Annotated in this window: 19 protein-coding genes; 2 read left to right on the top strand and 17 right to left on the bottom strand. The window is 31.1% G+C overall.

Annotation, left to right across the window (positions count from 1 at the left end; genetic code table 11):
- Positions 1-89 precede the first annotated feature (89 nt).
- The 12 genes from P3T75_RS04150 to P3T75_RS04095 form a co-directional block, all read right to left on the bottom strand.
- Positions 90-560, bottom strand: a complete 471-nt coding sequence (locus P3T75_RS04150) for a hypothetical protein (protein WP_282462296.1) — start codon at positions 558-560, stop codon at positions 90-92.
- 104 nt (positions 561-664) lie between these two features.
- On the bottom strand, positions 665-2,713 hold the full coding sequence (locus tag P3T75_RS04145; RefSeq protein ID WP_282462295.1) for a DEAD/DEAH box helicase family protein: 2,049 nt from the start codon (positions 2,711-2,713) through the stop codon (positions 665-667).
- Positions 2,714-2,715: 2 nt separating this feature from the next.
- Positions 2,716-4,623, bottom strand: a complete 1,908-nt coding sequence (locus tag P3T75_RS04140) for a site-specific DNA-methyltransferase (protein ID WP_282462294.1) — start codon at positions 4,621-4,623, stop codon at positions 2,716-2,718.
- A 110-nt stretch (positions 4,624-4,733) separates the two neighbouring features.
- The gene (locus tag P3T75_RS04135) at positions 4,734-5,159 is read right to left on the bottom strand and encodes a hypothetical protein (RefSeq protein ID WP_282462293.1); all 426 of its coding nucleotides are present in this window, start codon (positions 5,157-5,159) and stop codon (positions 4,734-4,736) included.
- Positions 5,159-6,298 carry a recombinase family protein gene (locus P3T75_RS04130; RefSeq protein WP_328517243.1) on the bottom strand — a complete coding sequence of 380 codons (1,140 nt, stop codon included), beginning with the start codon at positions 6,296-6,298 and terminating at the stop codon, positions 5,159-5,161. Before P3T75_RS04130 ends, P3T75_RS04135 begins: the two co-directional genes overlap by 1 nt.
- 231 nt (positions 6,299-6,529) lie before the next feature.
- Positions 6,530-6,709 (bottom strand): hypothetical protein, encoded by a 180-nt coding sequence (locus tag P3T75_RS04125; protein WP_119364748.1) that lies wholly within the window; start codon positions 6,707-6,709, stop codon positions 6,530-6,532.
- 1,793 nt (positions 6,710-8,502) lie between these two features.
- Entirely contained in the window at positions 8,503-10,359 is a 1,857-nt protein-coding gene (locus P3T75_RS04120; RefSeq protein WP_282462291.1) for a hypothetical protein, read from the bottom strand.
- Positions 10,340-10,609, bottom strand: coding sequence for a hypothetical protein (locus tag P3T75_RS04115; RefSeq protein WP_282462290.1), 270 nt, complete (start codon positions 10,607-10,609; stop codon positions 10,340-10,342). Before P3T75_RS04115 ends, P3T75_RS04120 begins: the two co-directional genes overlap by 20 nt.
- Positions 10,610-11,083: 474 nt before the next feature.
- The gene (locus P3T75_RS04110) at positions 11,084-11,326 is read right to left on the bottom strand and encodes a hypothetical protein (RefSeq protein WP_130760071.1); all 243 of its coding nucleotides are present in this window, start codon (positions 11,324-11,326) and stop codon (positions 11,084-11,086) included.
- Positions 11,327-11,335: 9 nt separating this feature from the next.
- Entirely contained in the window at positions 11,336-12,256 is a 921-nt protein-coding gene (locus tag P3T75_RS04105; RefSeq protein ID WP_282462289.1) for a hypothetical protein, read from the bottom strand.
- A 17-nt stretch (positions 12,257-12,273) separates the two neighbouring features.
- Entirely contained in the window at positions 12,274-12,486 is a 213-nt protein-coding gene (locus P3T75_RS04100; protein ID WP_005233820.1) for a hypothetical protein, read from the bottom strand.
- A gap of 219 nt (positions 12,487-12,705) precedes the next feature.
- A complete protein-coding gene (locus tag P3T75_RS04095) occupies positions 12,706-13,275 on the bottom strand; it encodes a recombinase family protein (protein ID WP_282462288.1) in 570 nt (189 codons plus the stop codon).
- Positions 13,276-13,618: 343 nt separating this feature from the next.
- Between P3T75_RS04095 and P3T75_RS04090 the strand changes: the two genes are divergently transcribed.
- Together P3T75_RS04090 and P3T75_RS04085 are read left to right on the top strand one after the other, a co-directional pair.
- The gene (locus P3T75_RS04090; protein WP_282462287.1) at positions 13,619-14,401 is read left to right on the top strand and encodes a leucine-rich repeat domain-containing protein; all 783 of its coding nucleotides are present in this window, start codon (positions 13,619-13,621) and stop codon (positions 14,399-14,401) included.
- 589 nt (positions 14,402-14,990) lie between these two features.
- Complete coding sequence (locus tag P3T75_RS04085; protein ID WP_104870475.1) at positions 14,991-15,905, top strand: hypothetical protein; 915 nt, start codon at positions 14,991-14,993, stop codon at positions 15,903-15,905.
- A 16-nt stretch (positions 15,906-15,921) separates the two neighbouring features.
- Here the strand turns inward: P3T75_RS04085 and P3T75_RS04080 are convergent, their stop codons facing one another.
- The 5 genes from P3T75_RS04080 to P3T75_RS04060 all read right to left on the bottom strand — a co-directional run bounded on the left by P3T75_RS04080 (position 15,922) and on the right by P3T75_RS04060 (position 21,290).
- A complete protein-coding gene (locus tag P3T75_RS04080; protein ID WP_233130604.1) occupies positions 15,922-16,497 on the bottom strand; it encodes a tyrosine-type recombinase/integrase in 576 nt (191 codons plus the stop codon).
- Positions 16,498-16,766: 269 nt separating this feature from the next.
- Positions 16,767-17,702: a tyrosine-type recombinase/integrase gene (locus P3T75_RS04075; protein ID WP_231475225.1), complete on the bottom strand. Its 936-nt coding sequence runs from the start codon at positions 17,700-17,702 to the stop codon at positions 16,767-16,769.
- A gap of 139 nt (positions 17,703-17,841) precedes the next feature.
- Positions 17,842-19,146 carry a phosphopyruvate hydratase gene (eno, locus tag P3T75_RS04070; RefSeq protein ID WP_282462286.1) on the bottom strand — a complete coding sequence of 435 codons (1,305 nt, stop codon included), beginning with the start codon at positions 19,144-19,146 and terminating at the stop codon, positions 17,842-17,844.
- 117 nt (positions 19,147-19,263) lie between these two features.
- On the bottom strand, positions 19,264-20,019 hold the full coding sequence (gene tpiA, locus P3T75_RS04065) for a triose-phosphate isomerase (RefSeq protein ID WP_206905056.1): 756 nt from the start codon (positions 20,017-20,019) through the stop codon (positions 19,264-19,266).
- 80 nt (positions 20,020-20,099) lie between these two features.
- A complete protein-coding gene (locus P3T75_RS04060) occupies positions 20,100-21,290 on the bottom strand; it encodes a phosphoglycerate kinase (protein WP_206905058.1) in 1,191 nt (396 codons plus the stop codon).
- Positions 21,291-21,320: the final 30 nt, after the last annotated feature.

Genomic DNA, 21,320 nt, shown 5'->3' with positions numbered 1-21,320 from the left:
CTTAATTTAATAAAAGTTATATTTTAACGAATTAAAGAGTCTATCTTAAAAATTATTTCGCATTATTCCCAGTTATAGATTATTCATACCTATTCCATAAACAAATCTAATTTACCATCCAAAGAATTTCCATCATTTACTTTTTCAGACAATTCATGAATAAATTCTTCTTTATTCTTAGCATTATAAAATTTTACGCCATATAAGCAAACATCTTTATTTTCCCCAATAATTTCTATCTGCTTATTCATTTCATAAAGCATTTCTTGTTTCCAAATATCTTCTTTTTCCCTATCCTCACCTTTAGGTTCGATAAATACTTGATAAACGAACTCTTGGTTCTCCAAATAGAGGATAAAATCAGGCATAAATCCTCTTGTTCCATCAAACTCAGTTAATCTATATCGAGTCGATTTTTCATCATTTCGGATTAGATACACTTGTTGATATTTAGCTTCTAACTCTTGAATAAAGCTCCCCATCAATTTTACTAGGTCATACTCTAAACGATTCATAATAGCCTCATTATACACATACCAGTTTTTATCCTTCCCTTTCATATTATAAATATCAATATGTTGGGAAATATAGCCAGTTTCATATTTAGGAACAACTACTTCATAATCCGATAAAGTTTCATTGATAGGTATTGGTTTAAATACTTTTAACCCAAATTCTTTTTATAGTTTTTACGAATTTTATCTTCACAAAAACCTAAAAACTTATCTAAAATATCAATTTTTTCATAAGCAGATAAATTAGAAATAGTCTGCCCATTAGGCAAAGAAACTCTAATTTTCATTCCATTAAAATAATCATTACTTGTTAATAACTCGCTTTTAGATTTAAGCATAGGTAGAAATTTTTTTAAATTGGAGAATTTATAAAACGGATTTCGTTGCAATGCCTTTTTAAAGAATCTTTTGTCTACTGTTAAAAATTCAATATTTCTTTCCAAGGTATCTACTTGTTTTATATTTCCTTGGTAATCCGTCTCAATCGTTGAACCGATATACTCAATTTCCCACACATCAGGTATAGCAAATTTTTTTAAGGAGTTGAAATCTGCAGAAGTAGTAACTCTACTTTCGTTTATAAATAGTTTTCCTTGTTTATAGACTGGGGAATTTTTGAATGAATTTTTTAATTTTGTAGAGAGATAACGAATAGTTTCATCACTAGAACTAATCAAATTAACAGCATTCATTGATTTTTCAAGATTAGCTAAATAACCTTTTTCATTAATCGTATGATAGTGCAACGTTTCTAAGAAACGCAAGTCACTATTCACATTATCAAATCTACGTTGGTAGCTTTTTTCTCTTTCATATTCAAATGGAAAATATCTGGCACCACGTCCAACTAATTGTGCTTCACTATCTGTAGCGGTTCTAGTTACTCCTGCACCTTCTGATATGCGGACAATATCATACAGATTTAAAACATCCCACCCCTCATTAAGCTTTGCTACTGCAAAAATAACTCGTATGGGATTATTGATGTTTTCCAAGCTATTTAGTAATACAGCATTATCAACACTCAACATATTTTTCTCATTTGCATTTAGAATGTTTCTGGGTTCAAAATCCTCCTGAATTTCTCGAATAACACTATCTAAATCCTGTTCTAAATAATAAGAAAAAGCTTTATAAAGTGTGGAATTCGATGATACAGTTGTTTGCCTTTGATTGATATATTTAGATAAACTTTCAACAGATAAATTCTCTATGATAGTATTGAAATCTTGTTGTTTTTCCTCAGAAATCTTAATTTTGCTTGATTTAAACATGACAATTGGTTTGAAATAAGATATACCATTTTCTCTAGCAATTAATTTTCGATATTGGCTTAAAAGTATAGCATCTTTCATTTTCTCATCATCATTATCAGAAGATTGAAGTCTTAATACATTCTTGGAATACCTATCATTCATGAATTCGCCTAAATCATATTTGTAAAGAATTTTATCACTATATTTTTGTGATATATTCTTATTATCCATATTAATAGTTGCAGAAAACTCTAAGAGTTTATTACTATTTCTCTGATACAGCATTTTGTTAATAGTATTTTCCCAAGAAGTTTCTTGCTCTTTTTCTTTCTTTGTGGAAGCATTAAAATGATGGGCTTCATCACCTAATATGACAATATCTTCCTCTTCTAAACTCTCTAGAGATATACCATTTTCCCTAGGCTTATTCAATTCTCCATGAATTTTTTGAATGGTAGTCAACTTTAGATAAATAGTGTTTTTATCTTTTACTGTTGGAAAGTTAGCTACTGATTGAATCATAATTTGTTCGCCATCAATAAAAATACCATTTGGATTAAAAAGATATTTACTAGAACTACTGTTTAACATGTTTTCATGTGTTTTCTTAATAATCGCATCTGTATTTACAATAAAAATGAAGTTTTGATAGTTAAATTCTTTGAATAAATACAACATCAAACTTGCCATTACCATAGTCTTCCCAGAACCAGTAGCCATATTAAAAAGCAAATGTTTTCTTTGAAAGCCTGCATCACTAATGCCTGAAAGTAAATTATCATCTTGCATAAATTGAAATCTTCTAAAGGCTTCTTCTTGATAAGGACGAAGTTCATCTTTTAAATTAGCTTTTACATATTTAGGAACTTCATGGGTATTCATTGCATAAGTAATGGTTCTCATTTCTCTATCTAACCATTCATATAACCGTTCTTTTACCATGACTAGTCCACCTCGCCATTATAAAAACTATGGTTAAAGAATTTATCATCATCAGATATGATAACATTTGCATCTTCAATTTCAGAATATGGAACATATAATTGATTCTTATCTAATGCTTTTTTGAAAATTTCTTTTTGTTCGTCAAAAGTTAGGTCATTAAAAGTAATAGAATCCTCTTCGTCTTGCTCTTTTAACAATTCATTAGTTAATTTTTCTTTATCCAATTGGAAGTTCAAATCAGCATTGTTATCTAATTCATCCCATAATTCAGCCAATTCTTCTTTGGTAGATGCTTGGTCAATTTTGTTCATATATAATTGATTTAATTCCATCAATTCAGCATAAACAAATGAACCTCCACCTTGCCAATTGACATCTTTAGAAATTCCGCCTTGTTCTCCTTCAATTACTTTTTGGAGCCTTGGAACAGAAACAGTATTGATATAGTCCATCTGTTCAATTCCAATAAATCTTCTATTCATTTTCATAGCAGCAGCTTGGGTTGTTGCTGAACCCATGAAAAAATCCAAGACTATATCATTTTCTTTAGTAGTCATATCTAGAATTCTCTTAATTAGTCCCTCTGGTTTAGCTGTATCAAAAATATTCACACTTCCAAATAAACCTAGAACTTCCTTAGTTCCAGAATTGCCTTTTGGTATATCATCCCATATTGTAGAATAAGGAACGCCATCTTTTAAGTCAGATAAAAATCTTTTTAGTTTAGGTCTACCTTTCCCATCAATACCGAAAAAAATCTCATCATTATCAAGTAAATTTTGCATTCTGGCTTTATTGTATCGCCAATTACCATTTGAACTTGGATAGAATTCTTCTCCTGTATTTGGATTTATTATAGGATAATAAAGTGATTTTACATAACGTCCACCTTTGACATTTGCCATTAGGTTATCTGATGCCCACGCCCCTTTGGGATGATTATCAGGATTTTTATACCTAGCAAGTTGTTCTTTATTTCTTTTCATTTTGAATATTTCTAACTGTTCAACATTTTTGACATACATCAGAATATATTCATGAACAGCCCCAATCACTTTATCATTAGGGGCACCACCACGCTTTTTCCAAATAATTTGACAGATAAAATTATTTTCACCAAATATACCATCCATTAATACCTTTAAATAATGACCTTCTTTGTCAGTTATTTGGACTAAAATAACACCTTCATTTGTTAGTAAGTCATAACAACTTTGAAGTCTATTTTTCATGAAAATTAGCCAAGAACTTCTATTAAACTTGTCGTTGTATTGAAATCCATCTTTTCCGGTATTGTATGGTGGGTCAATATAAATACATTTTACTTTCCCTGCATATCTTTCTTTCAATGAATGCAAAGCTAATAGATTATTACCTTTAATAATTAAATTATCTTCATTACTAAAAGAGTCAACTTTATGTTCACCATCAGAATCATATTTTTTTACATTCACAAATGCTTTCGGTGCTAAAAGGGTATCTATTTCATCTCTGGCAATGACTTCATTATAGAAAACTTCTTCTTTTCCAGTATCTTCTTTGGTCATACCACCTTCTAAAATGCAGTCTTTGTAAGGAAAATCTAACACCACATCTGTATTATATTGAAGATATTTCCCCTCACTTGATAGTCCAATCGTATTTGAATATTTAGTATAGCTATCTGTCCAATAATCTTTATATCTCAAAATGTCAATAAATTCTTGCACTTTAAAAATAACGACATCTCCAGCTTTTATCGAATAATTTTCTCTAATTTTCTGATTTTTTAATAATGCTGAAATTAACAAAGCATCATAATTTTTCAAATCATCAATAACCATTGGTCTTTGTAGCTCTTCACCGTTCCAATATTGCGGGAACTCTTTTAAAATATCTTTAATTTGTTGCATTAATCGAGTATCCATTTGTCAGCCCCTAATCATAATCTTGCCTTTCTAATTATAGCAAGCAGCCTCGTATAAGTCATGTATAAATAAAAGACAAGCATGACCATGCCTGTCTTTAGAACTTATATTTACTTTGTATTCCTAGGAATGAACGGCGATAATTCTTCAAACTTTTCTAATTCAAAAATCATAGCTTTTTTGTCAGGTATTAAATCTCCTTTAAATTGATACCTCATCTCTTCTTTCCATTTATCTCCCATTAGTGACCTGAGTAAATTTCTTATTGCACCATATTGCATCTTGATACTTCCTTTTTGTTGACTTTCAGGTTTTGAAAACGGAATAGACTTTAGAGAATTTGCTTTACATGCTTGAATAGCAAACACTTTATTTTCTCTATCTAAAAGTGGTTTTACGTGACTTGTATAACCTAATGCTTCTGCGATTGATTTATCAAACGTCAACGAATTTTTATTGAGAGTCAACAAATAACTACCAGTCGTTTCTACGCTAATTACTTCAAAATTATAATCGTCAAAATTTATTTTACTCATTATTGGTGTTCTCCTTTCGACAATACTTCAGCGACTTCTTCTTTTGTCCATTTCGTATCAATCACAATAAATCCTTTAAATACACCTGACTTAATAGTAGAAACAAAATTCCTAGGTTTTTCAATATTTTTGACAACTTTCTTTTTGAACCCTTTTCTTGGATTTAACAATAATTCTTGAACCAATTCCCAATCTTCTTCAGATACAATAGCAGGTAACCCATTTCTCAATAAATACTGGGGCTTCTCACCATGATTGACTTTTTTCTTATGTGTAAAGCAATCTACGGTAAAAGTCTTTTGCATGATAACTAAGCCAAAATACTTCTCATTTCTTAACACACGATAAATTGATGAAGATTTCCACTTATTGCCTGCTACAGTTGGTATATTCGTTTCATTTAAAAGACTTGCTATATCAACAGCCCGAACTCCTTCAAGAAAATTTTTATAGATGAAACGAACTATTTCAGCTTCTGATTCCTCAATAACAACCTTACCAAATCTATCTTTAGTAAATCCTAAGAAGTTATGTGTGGGAATTATAGGTAATCCTTTTTTAAATCGTTCAATAATAGACCATGTAATAGCTTCACTCTTCTGTTCACTCTCTGCTTGTGCTACTACACTTAACATTAATAATAATGTTTCACTAGTAGTATCTAAAGTATTTATATTCAAATCTTCAATATATACTCCTACAGGATTAGTTAACGCTTTCAATTCCCTGTAAATTGAAATAAAATCTAATACATTTCTTGAGAATCGACTAATATTTTTCACAATAATCAAATCAATCTTATTCAATCGGCAATCATTTAACATACGATTGAATTGTTCTCTTTTTTTGATAGTGGTACCCGATGCTCCTCTATCCGCATAAATATCAACTAGTTTCCATTCAGGATTCAACCTAATTTTCTCTTTATACGATTGTATTTGTAGCTCGAAACTCCCTGATTGGGATTCTGCATACGTGCTTACTCTGCAATATGCAGCTACTCTTTTCTTCTGGATATGCGAATCAGATATTTTTGCAGGAATAACTTCTACCTTACGCTTATTATCAAACGCATCTTGTATTTTTTTCTGTTGCTTTGTTACCTTCTTCTCCTTTCCAAAATCATTTTTCTTCACAATTTTCACATCCTAAATTGAAAAACCTACATTCTCATTATATTATGATAGGCTTTTAATACCAAGTAAAATAACTAAAAAGACAAGCAGAATAATCTACTCGCCCAAAAGGAAAGAGAACAGTGGACTAGACTGTTCTCTTAATTTAAATATGACTTTTTTTGTTTCGCATCTCTATAAATAAGATAACATCCTATTTCTATAATTGCAAATTTGTAGAACACTTTTTATGTTTTAACCTTTTGGTTTCACATAACTCAAGCTTGATTCTGCAGCAGAAGTTGCGTTTTTGAAGATTCCTTCCAATGAATCTTTTAGTGTCTCACGGAATAAAAGATATGCGATTAATACAAAAATACCAAAAATTACCACCGCTACGATTACAAAAAGTCCTTGTGAAGCTCCATCTGTCATGAAAAATGACCTCCTTTAATATAAAATTTTATACAAGAATAATGAATATTCATGTTATATTTATATAGTATCATCGTCATTTTTAAATTGCAATTTTAACTGTCGTATCAACACTTCACATCTAACTTTACTTATTTATATAAATCCAATTAATTGTTATATTTAATAAAAAAGTAAAGGGTATTTTATTGCTTTCAACAAACGTATATTAATCAATTCCTAACAGAAGTTCATCTGATATAAAAAAGAAAATCACTTAGAGGACATTATGAATATCATACCACCAAAAAAAGCATTGCCTCTATTTTCAAACCTCTTGAAATTAAAAGTATTTTCTAAAAGCTGGTAGATTGGAAATTTCTTCAAACTTATAATCGTTCAATTCTCAGTATCAACAATAACATGATTCAACATTTTCAATTCTTTACTGAAGCTATTGATTTTCAAACAAATCTGCAACCGACTACTTTGAAAGTATTGGCAAATACTCCTTATCAAAGCAAACACCAGAATATTTTATCAGCACTGAAATTGTTGCAACCGAATTAAAGAAATTAATCTAAATTGGCTATTCATAATTATGATTTTTTTATCTCAAATTTTGTGATAAAATCCATTTAAAAATCGACCTTCAAAAAAGCCAGTAAAATCAATAGTTTTCTGCTTGTTGACAAAATCAATAGATTATTGTTAAATCAAGCTTTTAAAGGACTATTTTTCAAAAAATACCTCTCAGACGACACGAAGAAAAATTTGTGGGTAATTCTACGCTTAAAGTTATCTGAAAGGTGTTTTTTGTATCGAAGATTTTCATAAACTATACTTAAACGTTTGTATATCAATATTTACATATAGTTTTTCAAATCATAAAACTGGTACAAGTAAAATTTTTATCTTTCCATCAGATTATGATTTAAATTAATATCCACAAAGTCATTTTACTATTTAAAAGTTCAAAAATATTTTATGGATTTCTACAATTGATTCTATGCTGCTTATTTTACGTTCTAAGACGTTTTAAATTTTTATGTATAATTTATCGAAAATAATTTCTAACACTCTCTAAAGATAATATATGCTGTTTAAAACACATTTAGAGTTATTTTATTATCTAAAAACTTCATTAATTCATTTTATATAATATTATGTATATTGTTGTTAGATAGAGGCTCTTATAGATTATCTAAGTACTTTCATTTAGTTAAATCAAAAAGAGATAAATATAGAATTTCGTTATATATAAAAATACATAATCACTGGTAAAGAGTAAATTTTAGCTATTTTACTGAACCTAAGCACATCGATTAAGTAAGCAAGATGACATCTTGCTGTCACCATAAAATATAAACACTGATATATCAACGTTTTATAGCTATTTTTATCACACAATTATCAAGTGTAAATAAGTTTTTGCGTAAAGATATGTGTGAAAACAGTTAAATTACCCTAGAATCTATTGACTTTTTTTGACCTTCCCATTATACACATCTAGAGGGAATATAAAAAGTGCGTATTGATTTTAGAAAAAACACGTAGTTTTCTATTGATTTTATTGGCTTTTATAAGCCTCCTCATTATACACATCTAGAGGGAATATCCTATATAGATGTGTATAATGATTTCTATCAATTATGCCAGTATTTTCTAGGGAAAACTATACGTATTTTTCTTGTTCAATACGCAATTTTGAATTGATATAAAAGAGATAATATTCTTAATATATAGAAATAACCCTTTATTATCAATGATTTCTAATAGAAAAAGACAGATAGAAACACTACCTGTCTAATATGCTAATTCACTTTATATATAACATTCTTAGATGAATACTTCTCCTTAATCCCTAACTGATTATACAATTCTTTAGTTAGTCTACACGTATTTAAACCATATTTATTGTATATATCCGCTCTTAGTTTCTTAAATCTTTCTGCAGTGTCACGAACCTTTAATCTTCTTGCTTTAGCTAACTTAGAAATAACATCCTTTTCGTATACATATCCTTTTTCTTCTATCTCGTTCATGATAATTCTAACTGAAGCTTTTTCCAATTTCTCACTTGCTTGGCTTAAATTACTGTCTGCTTTACTCATCTTTATTTTTTTCTGTTCAACAAGTGGTTTATAAGATTGTGGAAAATCCTGATAAGCCTTTTCTTCTCCAAAAAGTCTATATACCAATTCATAACTTAAACTACCGACTGTTACTTTATTTTCTCTTAAAACCTTAGCGATTCCTTCACTAACTGCTGTGTTTTCATCCGTCAAGTTTGTTGGTTCGTAGATGTTACTCGTTCTTAGCTTAGTGCAATCTTTCTTTTGTTCCAGTATCAAACCATTAAATATATCCTTAGGAATTTCTGCTTCTGGTTTCTTTTTAACAATCTCAGTAACAATCATATGATAAAGAATTTTTCTTGTCCTATCTAAGCTTACTTTCTTTTGGTTCGTTACTCTAGCTAATTGCTTTGCCAGATTTTTAATGCTGTAATAATTTAAATATCTTAGTTCACCATTATCATCCATATAAACATAATCATACATAAAGTCTAAAACAATAGGAATCTCAACTTGATATTTACTAAAATATTGATAGAGTTCAGGATACGTTTGTTTTAATTCTCCTGATTGTAGTTCTCGCTTAAATTTTTGAGCATTAAATTTACTTTGACCTAGTTGTGAAGTATTTGTTACAGTCGAGCCAGTAAGTTCTACTAATAAATTAACTACTTCGATTGAAGATATTTTTAAATAACGCTCCAGTAAAGAGATAATATTCCCACAATACTTATTGCTGGCAGAAAAACATTTATATAGATAAATGCCATGTTCTTCAGCATAAAACACACTTGCACTAGGATTATCTTCTTTATGGAAAATATCAAAAAATGGATTTTCTTCAGATAATTCAAGAAACTCTCTCATGTCTAATGATTTAAAATAGTTCATTGCATTATAATCATCAGGAAATTCTTGTTTATAATTATCTCCTAGTTTATTTTTAACAATATCCAATCTACCTAATTTTAATAATTCATAATTAGGTATAGAATCATCAATCATTTCACCACTTATAGCTTTGACCTCTTTAGAAATATCTGTATTTCTTACCTCTGCTAATTTTATAGTATCTAACCGATTATCCCAATCAATCACTTCATAGCCACTATTGCTTCCAAAAAATAATCTATTGGTTTGACCAACGCTACTATCTGCTTGTGGATACTTTTTAAATAAAGATTGATAAATCTGTTCTATCACTTGGTTCTCAGTCACCAATTTGTCTAAATGAAAGACCACTCTAAATTTATCAATTTCAGAATATATATCGCTAAATGTTCGATAAATAAAACAAGCATTTTCTTGCATAAATGTGTCTTGTTCTAAATCTTCGATAGTATAGAAATTATTTTCATCCTTATTATCAAAATCCAACATCACTAGTTCTTGTCCGACAATCTTCGTCATTTTTGATAACTTATTTTCTGATAATTCAGCTAAAACCACTGTTTTTCCATTTACTGCTAATTCTTCTGCAAATTCTTGTATTGTTATTTCTCTTAGATTATTCATAATCGTATTAGAAATCTTTTTCACCATATACTGATTGGGTTTTTCTTTATTCGGAATATTACTTAGATAAACTTTCATAGTCACTGTCCTCCAACATTAGTAATCTTCCGTATTTTCTAACAATTACTTTCTCTAAAAGCACCGTTTTTTCTTCTGTCAATCCACGTTTTCCTTTTCTAAAATTATGCAAGTTTTGGTTATGAATACCGATTGCCTTAGAAAACACAGTCATTTTAACTCCGTAAATTTTATCTAAGATATGTAGCAAAGCTTTTACCTTTTCTTGTTTCTCAATCAATTCCTCTTCTGTTAATTTTTTTACATTCATATATTTATCCTCCATTAATTATTTTATTAATCATTGTTGCCGGACTATATCATCATTTCAATCTGAAGTAAAGTAATTCTGTCACAATCAGACACTAAAAAATAATTAGTGGCTTTTTATCAAAAATCATCTTTTATAACTTCCCTTTTTCTACGACTTTTTTAAATAGATAAAAAGAACTTAATAACCTTGATATATCAAGGTTTATTCTAATTATATATATATCTACATATTAAAAAAACACCTCTCAGATTCATTTAAGCGTAGAATTACCCACAAAAATTTTTTCGTGTCGTTTGAGAGGTGTTTTTTCAAAAATCCATTGAAAAATCGTTGATATTACAATAATCTTGTATTTCTGTCAACAAGTAGAAAACCCTTGATTTTACTGGCTTTTTAAAGGGTCATTTTTTAAGTGGTTTTTGACAATATTTTTGAGATAGATTTTTGTAAAAAAAAGAGACATGACTTTACTCACATCTCTTCTAACAATTCTTTTTCTTTTGTTACTACATGTTTCTCCCAAAGACAAGCTACTAATTCTTCACTGAATAATACTCTCTCTTGTTCTTCAATAGATAAATTTGTAAATTCCGTGTATAGAGCCTTAGCTATTTTATTGATTACTACTTTAGGAATAGTTACATTCGCTTGAACAAATACTTTCTTCACTTTATTTTGAACATATTTCTTTCGGGCTAATTGATTAGTATTCATCTATTCTCCTTACATGAAAAAGTGGTCAAACATTGCAATAGTGAAAAAATATTGTTCAAATTTATCTAAAGCACCATCAAACACTTGCTTGTATAAATAAATAGGTTCATTATTATCGGTTAGTGAGACATATACGTTATCCAAATGAGAAGTATTTTTTCCATTTATACTCATTTGGTTGTTTAAAACTGCAAGTGATGGAGCTTCCTCATTTTCTAGACTACTTAACATTTTACTTATATCTCTTGTGTCCGTTGCTTCCTTTGAATGGATAGGTTTTACTACCAGTAATGCTTTTTCTACACGATTTTCTTCTGTTACCAAGTCTTTTACAGTGTGTAAACTTATTATTATTTCATCAGCTTTTTGAGTTACTAAATAATAATTTGTTTCACCAGAACCTTGATTTAAAAGCAGAGTCACAAATTTATCATATTTACTACTGTCAATTTGTAGATTTGAACCAATTACTGTTGCCTCGACTACTTCGGCTTTAGAGTTACCTATATAAAAAAATGGGTTTGAAGCACTAGGATTCCCATTATAAAATAAAGTGCCTACATTTAATCCATCCATCTCAAAAGCTTCATAAATATCTTGTTGATTTACAACAATATTCGTATTGAACCTGTCATCATCGATTTTTATTTTATCTTCTAATGATACTTCAGAGTGACTTTCATCGTTTTGCAACTGTTTAAATTCATCTATCGCACTTAATTCTTCAACTTTTTCAGTTGAATCTATCGATATATTACTGTTAAAACTACTTTCATTTTCAATAGGTTTTTCTTTAATTGTCGAAGAATTACTATTAACTGCTTTTGCTACCACTGGTTCTTTTATTTGTGAATATAAATAAGCTTCTGTTCCACCGCTTATCAGAACAATTCCAATTAACGCTGTTCCCATTTTCATCCATTTTTTCATTTTATTCACCTCTTCTGTTATCTTTTATTAAATAAATTAATCACAAACACTATTCCAGCAACAAACAAAAAGGAAATAAACAGATGTTGGAAAACAAAATCCAATACATGTATCAAAATGGTTATGACAATTACTAATAATACTATCCAACCAATACAGCCACACCCTTTTTCTTTTTCGTCAGGTACTTCTATCATTTCTTGAAAAATCCTTCCGCCCTTTAACGCCATTATTTCAATCCTTTCTTAAACTTTCTTGATGCAAAAAATCAACGTTTTTTCTGCACAAAAATAAGACCACTGAATCAACTTCTGAAATGTTGATACAATCGTCTTTTTTATGTAAATTATTTTTTTAATTTGGTATCGGTAAAAAACGTTGATTTATTGCCGGTTAATTACCAACTTATACTACTAAATTCTATCGTTTGTCCCTTGAAATGACAAGTCTCATTTTCTGGACAAGCCTGCTTTTTTAGCAATGTTATAAACAGTTTTCTCAGACACACCACATTTGTTTGCAATTTCTTTCAGTGATAGCTGATTTTCTGTATACAAAATAATAATTTTTTTGCATTTACTTTTCTTAATTGGTGGTCTCCCTAGTCGTTTATCCGAGTTAGCTAACGCCTCTTTTGTTCGTAAACTAATACTTTCTGCTTCAAATTCTGCTATACCTGCTAAAACGGTGAAGAATAGTCGTCCGCTCGCTGTTCTGGTATCAATGGATTCTTGAATACTTTTCAGATATATCTCTTTCTCATTCAGTTCAGACATCAGATTTACCAATTGCCTAGATGACCTGCTTAACCGAGCTAAATTATAAATTAGTAAGGTATCTCCTTTTTCTAAACGTTTCAATGCTTTGTCAAGTTCTGTTCGATGTTCCTTTCTTCCACTAATCTGCTCAGAAAATAATTCATCAGGTTCAAACTTTTCCAATGCCTTTCTCTGCACTTCTAGTCCTAAGTCCTGCGTATTTTTGCTAGTGCGAATATAGCCAATCGTTTTATTTCTCATGCGAGGTCTCCTCCTTTCTTTTCCTTAGTTTAATAATTTCTTTTTAAATACAAAAATACCCTGACTACTGGGAAATAGACAGGGTAAATGAAAAAATCATTTAAAACCATAGAGGCTATTCAAATGGTTCTCGTCAAGGTAGTTTTATTATCACATAAAAAATAACAATTGTCTAGTAAATAAATCATCACTTTACTTTTCTATTATTTCCCAATTTTCTTAATAAGAATAGTCTATATGAACCTATATATCAACATTTATAGTGTATTAAAAAATTTATATCAACTCCATTATATGCTATAATAACATATGTATTAAAAAACAAAAAAGGAGGTCATTTTTCATGACAAATGGAACAAGTCAAGGACTATTCATAGTCGTTGGTATAATAATTTTTGGTATTTTTGTATTGATTAGTTATATATTATTTAAAGATACGTTGAAACCTACATTATCAGGAATTTTTACTGATAGTTTAGAGCAATCTCAAGATAATTTAATTGGAAATATCACTGAAGAAAATCCTACTGAATCTGTTTACTTTAAAACACTCCCTGATGGTAATGAAGCCTTTATATATGATTATACTGGCGAAGAAACTGAGATAACAATTCCAAAAGAAATAGATGGTAAAAAAATAACCTACATTTCTAGCACAACATTCTCGGATACTAAAGTTACAAAAGTAAATTTTGAAAAAGGATTTGATGGTTCTCATATATTTAAAAGCAATTTCTTAGACGGTTCAAAAATAAAGGAATTATATTTACCTGATGGTGCTACAGTATTGGATAATCTTTTTGGTCTGAATGCTACGAATTTAGAAAAAATAACGTTACCAAATACTTTAAAAGAGATAAAAGACTCTGTATTTACTAATACTAAAATTACTGAGGTATACATTCCTGAAGGTGTAACTTTTTTAGGCTATACTGCTTTTACCAATAAGAATTTAGTTCAAACATTTTATCTACCAAACACCTTGTCTAGATATGATGCAACTACAACAAACCATAACATGGAGAATACTTTTGTAATTGGTCAATATATAGAAATCTCAACTAAATATGGAGAAGGTCTTTATATCGAACAATTCGGAAATAATTTTAAAATTATTCGTCAGTAAGCGAAATGCTTAATCTAAATTTAACTATGTTCATTCAGTAAAATATTAATCCTTAACAAAATTTGTTAAGGATTTTTTTAGAACACACTACTTTTATAGTCAAGTAAATTTGCACTCAACGTTCAAATTTCCATCTCCTACTTTTAGATGATAAAATAGAGATGGATAGTTAATAAAAGGGATAATTACGAGATGGATACTTTTTAAATCAGGGATACTTTACTAAATTATGAACCCCTTCATAATCCTTACATTTATTAATTTTCATACCCTACCTAAACCCTCCATCAACCCTAAAAAAGAGGTTTTTCCAAAAAAATAGATGATAACAAAATGAGAACTTTTGTGATAACTTTTTGAAAACTATGCCAATTTTGATGTGAATTCGGAGAAATTACAATGGAAACCTCCGTGAATTTTCAAAAACAGCTGCCCATGAAGAATTTTAAAAAATTTCTATGTGAATCACACCTCTTACAGATGGATAGAAATGAGAATGGATAGTTATGAGTGTAGGGTTACTAATGGATAGTTTCGAGAATAGATACTTTTAAAAAATTAACAGATAAAAATATAGGAGGGAGTGTATATGACCACACTTTTTGTCAACAAACGAGCAATTGACTCTGAGGAATTAGTAGACATCATTACCCAATCAAACGGAATATATGAGAACACCTTGATTAAGCTCTTGCAATGCAATCGCATCAGCTTAGAAGCACGATTAAAGACCTTAAAAAAGAATAAAATCATTTCTAAAGGAAAATTAAATAAACATTTTTATTATGTTGATAAATATGACTTGAAACATATGAAGGATTTAGACTTGCAGTCAATGGTCGTTCAATATTTGGTTTCAATTGGCTTGTATACCAATAAAATTCAAGTAATTGATTCCCTAGATAAAAATAAACAGCTCTATCTTTCAGTATTTGCTTCAGGTAAATATAACTATAAAAATGATAAATCTATAAAAAAACTTGCAAATAACCGGTTCAATCAATTATCTTCTGAAGAAGATAGAAAGTATTTTAGTCAATTTATCATCAACGAATTGACTAAATTCCCAATTAGAGTAGCTTCTTTTTCAGATATGCTAGAAAAACGCTACTATACAACTTCTATAGATACTGTAGATATATTAGCTATTCCTAATAAAGAGTATATCCCTGCCATACAATCCAACTTAGCAGATGTCTCATTTAGAAACTTGGAAAATAATACCACACTTATTCGGGATGATATTTTGATTTATCTGAATGATTCTAATACCCTTGGTTATTTTGTGAAAGAAAATAATCAATATACATTACGAGCAATTTATTCTGTAGTTGACTTCTTCTATTATTTAACCTTGCACAAAAACTCTAAGGATACCATTTATCTTTCTAATGACAAAGCAGATTATGATAATGCAGATGTCTTGTATTTTCAGAGTTATTTGAATAAGGAAAAGTATAATACTATTCAATTAAAACGAGTCAAGCAAAAAGCACAATCTTAAATGATTGTGCTTTTACTTACTTAAACGGGTCAAAATCTTCAAGTTTAGCTTTTATATCTTCTTCTTCAATTCCTGCGTATCGCAAAGTTACTGCTTGGCTACTATGATTTAAAATCTTCATCAGAGTAACAATATCACCCTTATTCTGTTTTAGAAAGAAATAAGAGAATGTTTTTCTAAGTGTATGTGTGCCAATATAATCTAACCCTAGATTATCTGCAACTTTCTGTAGGATTTTATAATACTGATGACTGGCTAAATGTCTACTACTATCTGTTGGACTTGGAAATAGCCACTCAGATTCCGCACTATGTTCTGTATTTAAATAATCAATAATGTTTGATGTTAATGATTTCAGATGAAGAGTTCTTTTTTTACCAGTCTTTATTTCAACAATTTCTGTCTGTATCTTATTTTTCACATCAGATACCTTTAAGTTCAGAATATCTGAAATCCGTAACCCTGTCTTTATTCCAATTGCCATAATCAAAAAATCTCTTTTTCCGTGTTTGCCCTTTTGTAATTCTTCTCCAAATTGAATTAGCGTTTCTTTATTTTTTATCGGTTTGACATTAATCTTTTTTTGTCCCATAAATTACCTCCCAAATATGCACTATTTATGGATACTTATAGTGCATTTCAATATAAAAGTATCCATTTCCTTATAAATCAAAAATAAAACATTGATAGAATAGGATTCATGATGGATACTAATTATAAAAGTATCCCTGCTAAGGACCTTTATAGCATCATAATCTGGAGGTTGCAAATTTGTAGAACACACAATCACAAGTGATTAAATATATGAAAATCAAAAGGAGAACACTATTTAAGCATGTTCTCCTGAATTTGACTACTAATTTAAAGTATACTACCCAAAGGACTTGTCTTTACCGCTTTATCTACTAATTGTTCATCCGTGATACTACTGATATAAATTTTCGTTGTATCTAGTTTGGAATGCCCCAACATCTTACTTATTGTAAAAATATCTTGCCCCATCTGCAAATTCTTTACCGTCCAATAATGCCTTAGTGTATGAGGACTACACCTAACAGTTGCCCTAACGCCTGCTCTCTTACCTGTTTCTTTCAATATCAATTCAATATTCGTCACCGTCTTAATTTTTCTTCCTGTTTTCCCTAAAAATAGCTGTTCATCTAATTTTCTTGTTTTGCCATGATAATTTCTAAGTGTATAAAAATGACTATCTCGAATCCTTCTATATCGAGTAATAAAATAATTTAATTCAGATGAGATTGGCACTACTCGCCATTTACTCCCCTTTCCTAATATTCGGATATAGTTTTCAGCTAAATCTGTATCCTTTAAATTTAATAGTTCAGATACACGTATACCTGTATCTGCTAAAAGAGCAATAATACACTTATTTCTTGCTCCTAAATAGGTATCAAATTTCCACACATTCAGCATATCCTTTACTTCTTTATCATTGAATGTAGTTAATAATGGCTTTGTTTCCTTTAATAACCTTATCGTTTCCAGAGGACTAACTTTGACTACTTTCTCAGCTACTAAATAGTTCCAGAAAGCTTTGTGAGTTTTTAAAATTGCATTTATATAACTACTTTTTAATTGGCAATCCAATAAAAAACTGATGAACAACTTATAATGAATTTTTGAAACATCTTCAATTAAAATCGGTGAACTAATTTCTTTTCTGTAATAGTCTATAAATTTTCGATGATGTTGTTCATAAGACTCAATCGTTCTTTTTGAATAATTTTCCAATTTCAATTCTAACAAGTATTCCTTTACTAATCGTTCATAGTGCATAAAAAAATGCCCCTCTCATGTCATTAGTTGACATAAGAAAGGCACTTAGCAATAATACTAGAACATAAAAGTAGAAACACTTTTTACACTAATTTTATCATTTCTGAAAAATTGGTATAGCTGCTTTTACATTACCAGATTATTTGTTTTTCAAGTTGTAGAAAGATTTAACGCCTTTGTATTCCGCAACGTCGCCAAGTTGGTCTTCGATACGTAATAATTGGTTGTATTTAGCAATCCGGTCAGTACGTGAAAGAGAACCAGTTTTGATTTGGCCAGCGTTTGTTGCAACAGCGATATCAGAGATTGTTGAATCTTCTGTTTCACCAGAACGGTGAGAAACAACTGCTGTGTAACCAGCTTCTTTAGCCATTTCAATAGCATTGAAAGTTTCTGTTAATGTACCGATTTGGTTAACTTTGATAAGAATTGAGTTACCAACGTTACGTTCGATACCTTCAGATAATTTTTCAGTGTTTGTAACGAACAAGTCGTCACCAACTAATTGAACTTTGTCTCCTAGTTCAGCTGTTAATTTTTCCCAGCCTTCCCAGTCGTTTTCGTCCATACCATCTTCAATAGTGATGATGAATGGATATTTTTCAACTAATTCTTTCAAGTAAGCAACTTGTTCTTCTGAAGTACGTTTTGCTCCGCCTTCACCTTCGAATTTAGCATAGTCATATACGCCGTTTTCGTAGAATTCAGAAGCTGCACAGTCAAACCCTAAACGTACATCGTCGCCGATTTTGTAGCCAGCTTTTTCAACTGCTTTAACGATTGTTTCAACAGCATCTTCAGTACCTTCAAAACGAGGTGCAAAACCACCTTCGTCACCGACTGAAGTTTCTAAGCCGCGTTCAGATAAGATAGATTTCAATGCGTGGAATACTTCAGCACCCATACGCAAGCCTTCTTTAAATGTAGGTGCACCTACAGGTAAGATCATGAATTCTTGGAATGCGATTGGCGCATCTGAGTGAGAACCACCATTGATGATGTTCATCATAGGAGTTGGCAACACTTTAGTATTGAAACCGCCTAAGTAGTGGTATAAAGGTACTTCCAAGTAATCAGCAGCTGCACGAGCTACAGCGATTGAAACGCCTAAGATTGCGTTGGCACCTAATTTACCTTTATTAGGAGTTCCGTCTAATTCGATCATTGCTTTGTCGATAGCCATTTGGTCACGAACATCGTAGCCAATGATAGCTTCTGCAATAATGTTGTTTACGTTGTCTACGGCTTTTTGAACGCCTTTGCCGCCATAACGAGATTTGTCACCATCGCGTAATTCAACGGCTTCATATTCACCAGTTGAAGCGCCTGAAGGAACCATACCGCGACCAAAAGCACCTGATTCTGTGTATACTTCTACTTCGATTGTTGGGTTACCACGTGAATCAAGGACTTCGCGTGCGTAAACATCAGTAATAATTGACATGTTTGTCTCTCTCCTTTGATTTGTATTTCAAAAGGGTTAAAACCCTTCATCCACAATTTTAGTGAATTTTATGCATTTCTGCAAATTAAAACTCATTTTTTTAATGTTGTTGTTAGATTATTTAACTGCATCTAATAAGGCTAAGAATGAATCCGCTTGTAAGCTTGCGCCGCCGACTAATGCGCCGTCAACGTTTTCTTTGGCCATGTATTCTGCAATGTTTTCAGGTTTAACTGAACCGCCGTATTGGATACGTACTTTATCAGCAACTTCTGAACCATATAATTTAGCAACTGTTTGACGTACAACACCACAGATTTCGTCTGCAATGTTAGCATCAGCAGATTTACCAGTACCGATTGCCCAGATTGGTTCATAAGCAATTACCATACTTGAAACTTGTTCAGCAGATAAATCAGCTAAACCAGCAGTGATTTGACCTTCGATCCATTCAGCAGTTTTGCCTGCTTCGTAAGTTTCCAAAGTTTCACCACAGCACAAGATTGGTGTCATACCGTTGGCAAAAATTGCTTTTGCTTTTTTGTTAATTTCTGCGTCTGTTTCGTGGAAATATTCGCGACGTTCTGAGTGACCAATGATCACATATTGTACGCCAAGGTCTGCGATCGCAGCTGGTGAGTTTTCACCAGTGTAGGCTCCTTCGTTTTCCCAGAAACAGTTTTGAGCAGATAATTGTACTTCAGAATCTTTCAAGCTCCAAGCTAATGGTGCTAAGAATAAAGCAGGTGAACCGATCACAGAATCTACCAAATCTTTTGAAGGAACCGCAGTTTTCACTGCTTCTGCAAAGCTTTGTGCTTCTGATAAGGTTTTGTTCATTTTCCAGTTTCCGGCGATAATTGGTTTACGCATTTTGTGCAACTCCTCTTTTAAAAATTTACTCGTAAAATTAGCTCAAAAGGTTCCCCTTTCAAGACCATTTCAACTTTAAATTATTTGTCGTTAATAGCAGCTAAACCTGGTAATGTTTTACCTTCTAATAATTCTAGAGAGGCACCACCACCAGTTGAAATGTGCGTGAATTTGTCAGCAAAGCCTAATTGTTCAGCTGCTGCTGCAGAATCACCACCACCGATGATTGTTGTTGCATCTTCAAGGTTAGCAATTGCTTCACAAACACCAATTGTACCATTAGCAAAGTTAGACATTTCAAACACACCCATAGGTCCGTTCCAAACAACAGTTTTTGCTCCAGCTAATGTTTCAGCAAATAAAGCAATAGATGCAGGACCGATATCTAAAGCCATAACATCGCCTTTTATTTCGCCTTCAACAGTTTCAGTTGGCACATCATTTGAAAATTCTGCTGCACAAATATTGTCGATTGGTAAAACTAATTTGTCGCCAGCTTTTTCGATTAAGCTTTTTGCTAATTCGATTTTGTCTGTTTCAACTAATGATTTACCAATTGCCATACCTTTAGCTGCGTAGAAAGTATATGTCATACCACCGCCGATTAAAATCTTGTCCGCTTTTGGAATCAAGTTTTCAATTACACCGATTTTATCAGATACTTTAGCGCCACCTAAGATAGCGATCATTGGACGTTTAGGATTTTCAACAGCTTCACCGATGAATTTGATTTCTTTTTCCATTAAGAAACCAGCAACAGTTGGGATACCTGTTGAAGCAATACCAACGTTAGAAGCATGGGCACGGTGAGCAGTACCGAATGCATCGTTTACGAATACATCGCCTAAAGATGCCCAGTATTTGCCCAATTCAGCGTCATTACCGCTTTCTTTTTTACCGTCGATATCTTCAAAACGTGTGTTTTCAAATACTAAAACATCGCCGTCTTGCATATTTGCAATGGCGTCTTCTAATTCTTTACCACGAGTTTCAGGTACGAAAGTTACTTCTTTACCTAATAATTCGCCCAATCGTTTTGCAACGGGTGCTAAAGATTTGCCAGCTTTATCTTCTTGTGTTTTCACACGACCTAAGTGTGAGAATAAGATTGCTTTGCCGCCATTGTCGATTACATATTTGATAGTTGGTAAAGCAGCTTTGATACGTGTATCATCACCAATTACACCATCTTTTAACGGCACGTTAAAGTCAACACGGACTAAAACTTTTTTATCTTTTAATTGAATGTCTTCGATTGTTTTTTTAGCCATCTGTATGTTTGCCTCCTAAATTTATCTCAT

The organism is Enterococcus montenegrensis, from assembly GCF_029983095.1.
Lineage (GTDB): Bacteria > Bacillota > Bacilli > Lactobacillales > Enterococcaceae > Enterococcus_C > Enterococcus_C montenegrensis.
This window is presented reverse-complemented; position numbering and strand designations above follow the sequence as displayed.

Coding starts and splice junctions, on each gene's coding strand:
- eno (WP_282462286.1), bottom strand. CDS start 19,146: ATGTCAATTATTACTGATGTTTACGCACGCGAAGTCCTTGATTCACGT.
- P3T75_RS04140 (WP_282462294.1), bottom strand. CDS start 4,623: ATGGATACTCGATTAATGCAACAAATTAAAGATATTTTAAAAGAGTTC.
- P3T75_RS04120 (WP_282462291.1), bottom strand. CDS start 10,359: ATGAAAGTTTATCTAAGTAATATTCCGAATAAAGAAAAACCCAATCAG.
- P3T75_RS04110 (WP_130760071.1), bottom strand. CDS start 11,326: ATGAATACTAATCAATTAGCCCGAAAGAAATATGTTCAAAATAAAGTG.
- P3T75_RS04080 (WP_233130604.1), bottom strand. CDS start 16,497: ATGGGACAAAAAAAGATTAATGTCAAACCGATAAAAAATAAAGAAACG.
- P3T75_RS04100 (WP_005233820.1), bottom strand. CDS start 12,486: ATGGCGTTAAAGGGCGGAAGGATTTTTCAAGAAATGATAGAAGTACCT.
- P3T75_RS04150 (WP_282462296.1), bottom strand. CDS start 560: ATGAAAGGGAAGGATAAAAACTGGTATGTGTATAATGAGGCTATTATG.
- P3T75_RS04125 (WP_119364748.1), bottom strand. CDS start 6,709: ATGACAGATGGAGCTTCACAAGGACTTTTTGTAATCGTAGCGGTGGTA.
- P3T75_RS04105 (WP_282462289.1), bottom strand. CDS start 12,256: ATGAAAAAATGGATGAAAATGGGAACAGCGTTAATTGGAATTGTTCTG.
- P3T75_RS04095 (WP_282462288.1), bottom strand. CDS start 13,275: ATGAGAAATAAAACGATTGGCTATATTCGCACTAGCAAAAATACGCAG.
- P3T75_RS04115 (WP_282462290.1), bottom strand. CDS start 10,609: ATGAATGTAAAAAAATTAACAGAAGAGGAATTGATTGAGAAACAAGAA.
- P3T75_RS04075 (WP_231475225.1), bottom strand. CDS start 17,702: ATGCACTATGAACGATTAGTAAAGGAATACTTGTTAGAATTGAAATTG.
- P3T75_RS04145 (WP_282462295.1), bottom strand. CDS start 2,713: ATGGTAAAAGAACGGTTATATGAATGGTTAGATAGAGAAATGAGAACC.
- P3T75_RS04085 (WP_104870475.1), top strand. CDS start 14,991: ATGACCACACTTTTTGTCAACAAACGAGCAATTGACTCTGAGGAATTA.
- tpiA (WP_206905056.1), bottom strand. CDS start 20,019: ATGCGTAAACCAATTATCGCCGGAAACTGGAAAATGAACAAAACCTTA.
- P3T75_RS04060 (WP_206905058.1), bottom strand. CDS start 21,290: ATGGCTAAAAAAACAATCGAAGACATTCAATTAAAAGATAAAAAAGTT.
- P3T75_RS04135 (WP_282462293.1), bottom strand. CDS start 5,159: ATGAGTAAAATAAATTTTGACGATTATAATTTTGAAGTAATTAGCGTA.
- P3T75_RS04090 (WP_282462287.1), top strand. CDS start 13,619: ATGACAAATGGAACAAGTCAAGGACTATTCATAGTCGTTGGTATAATA.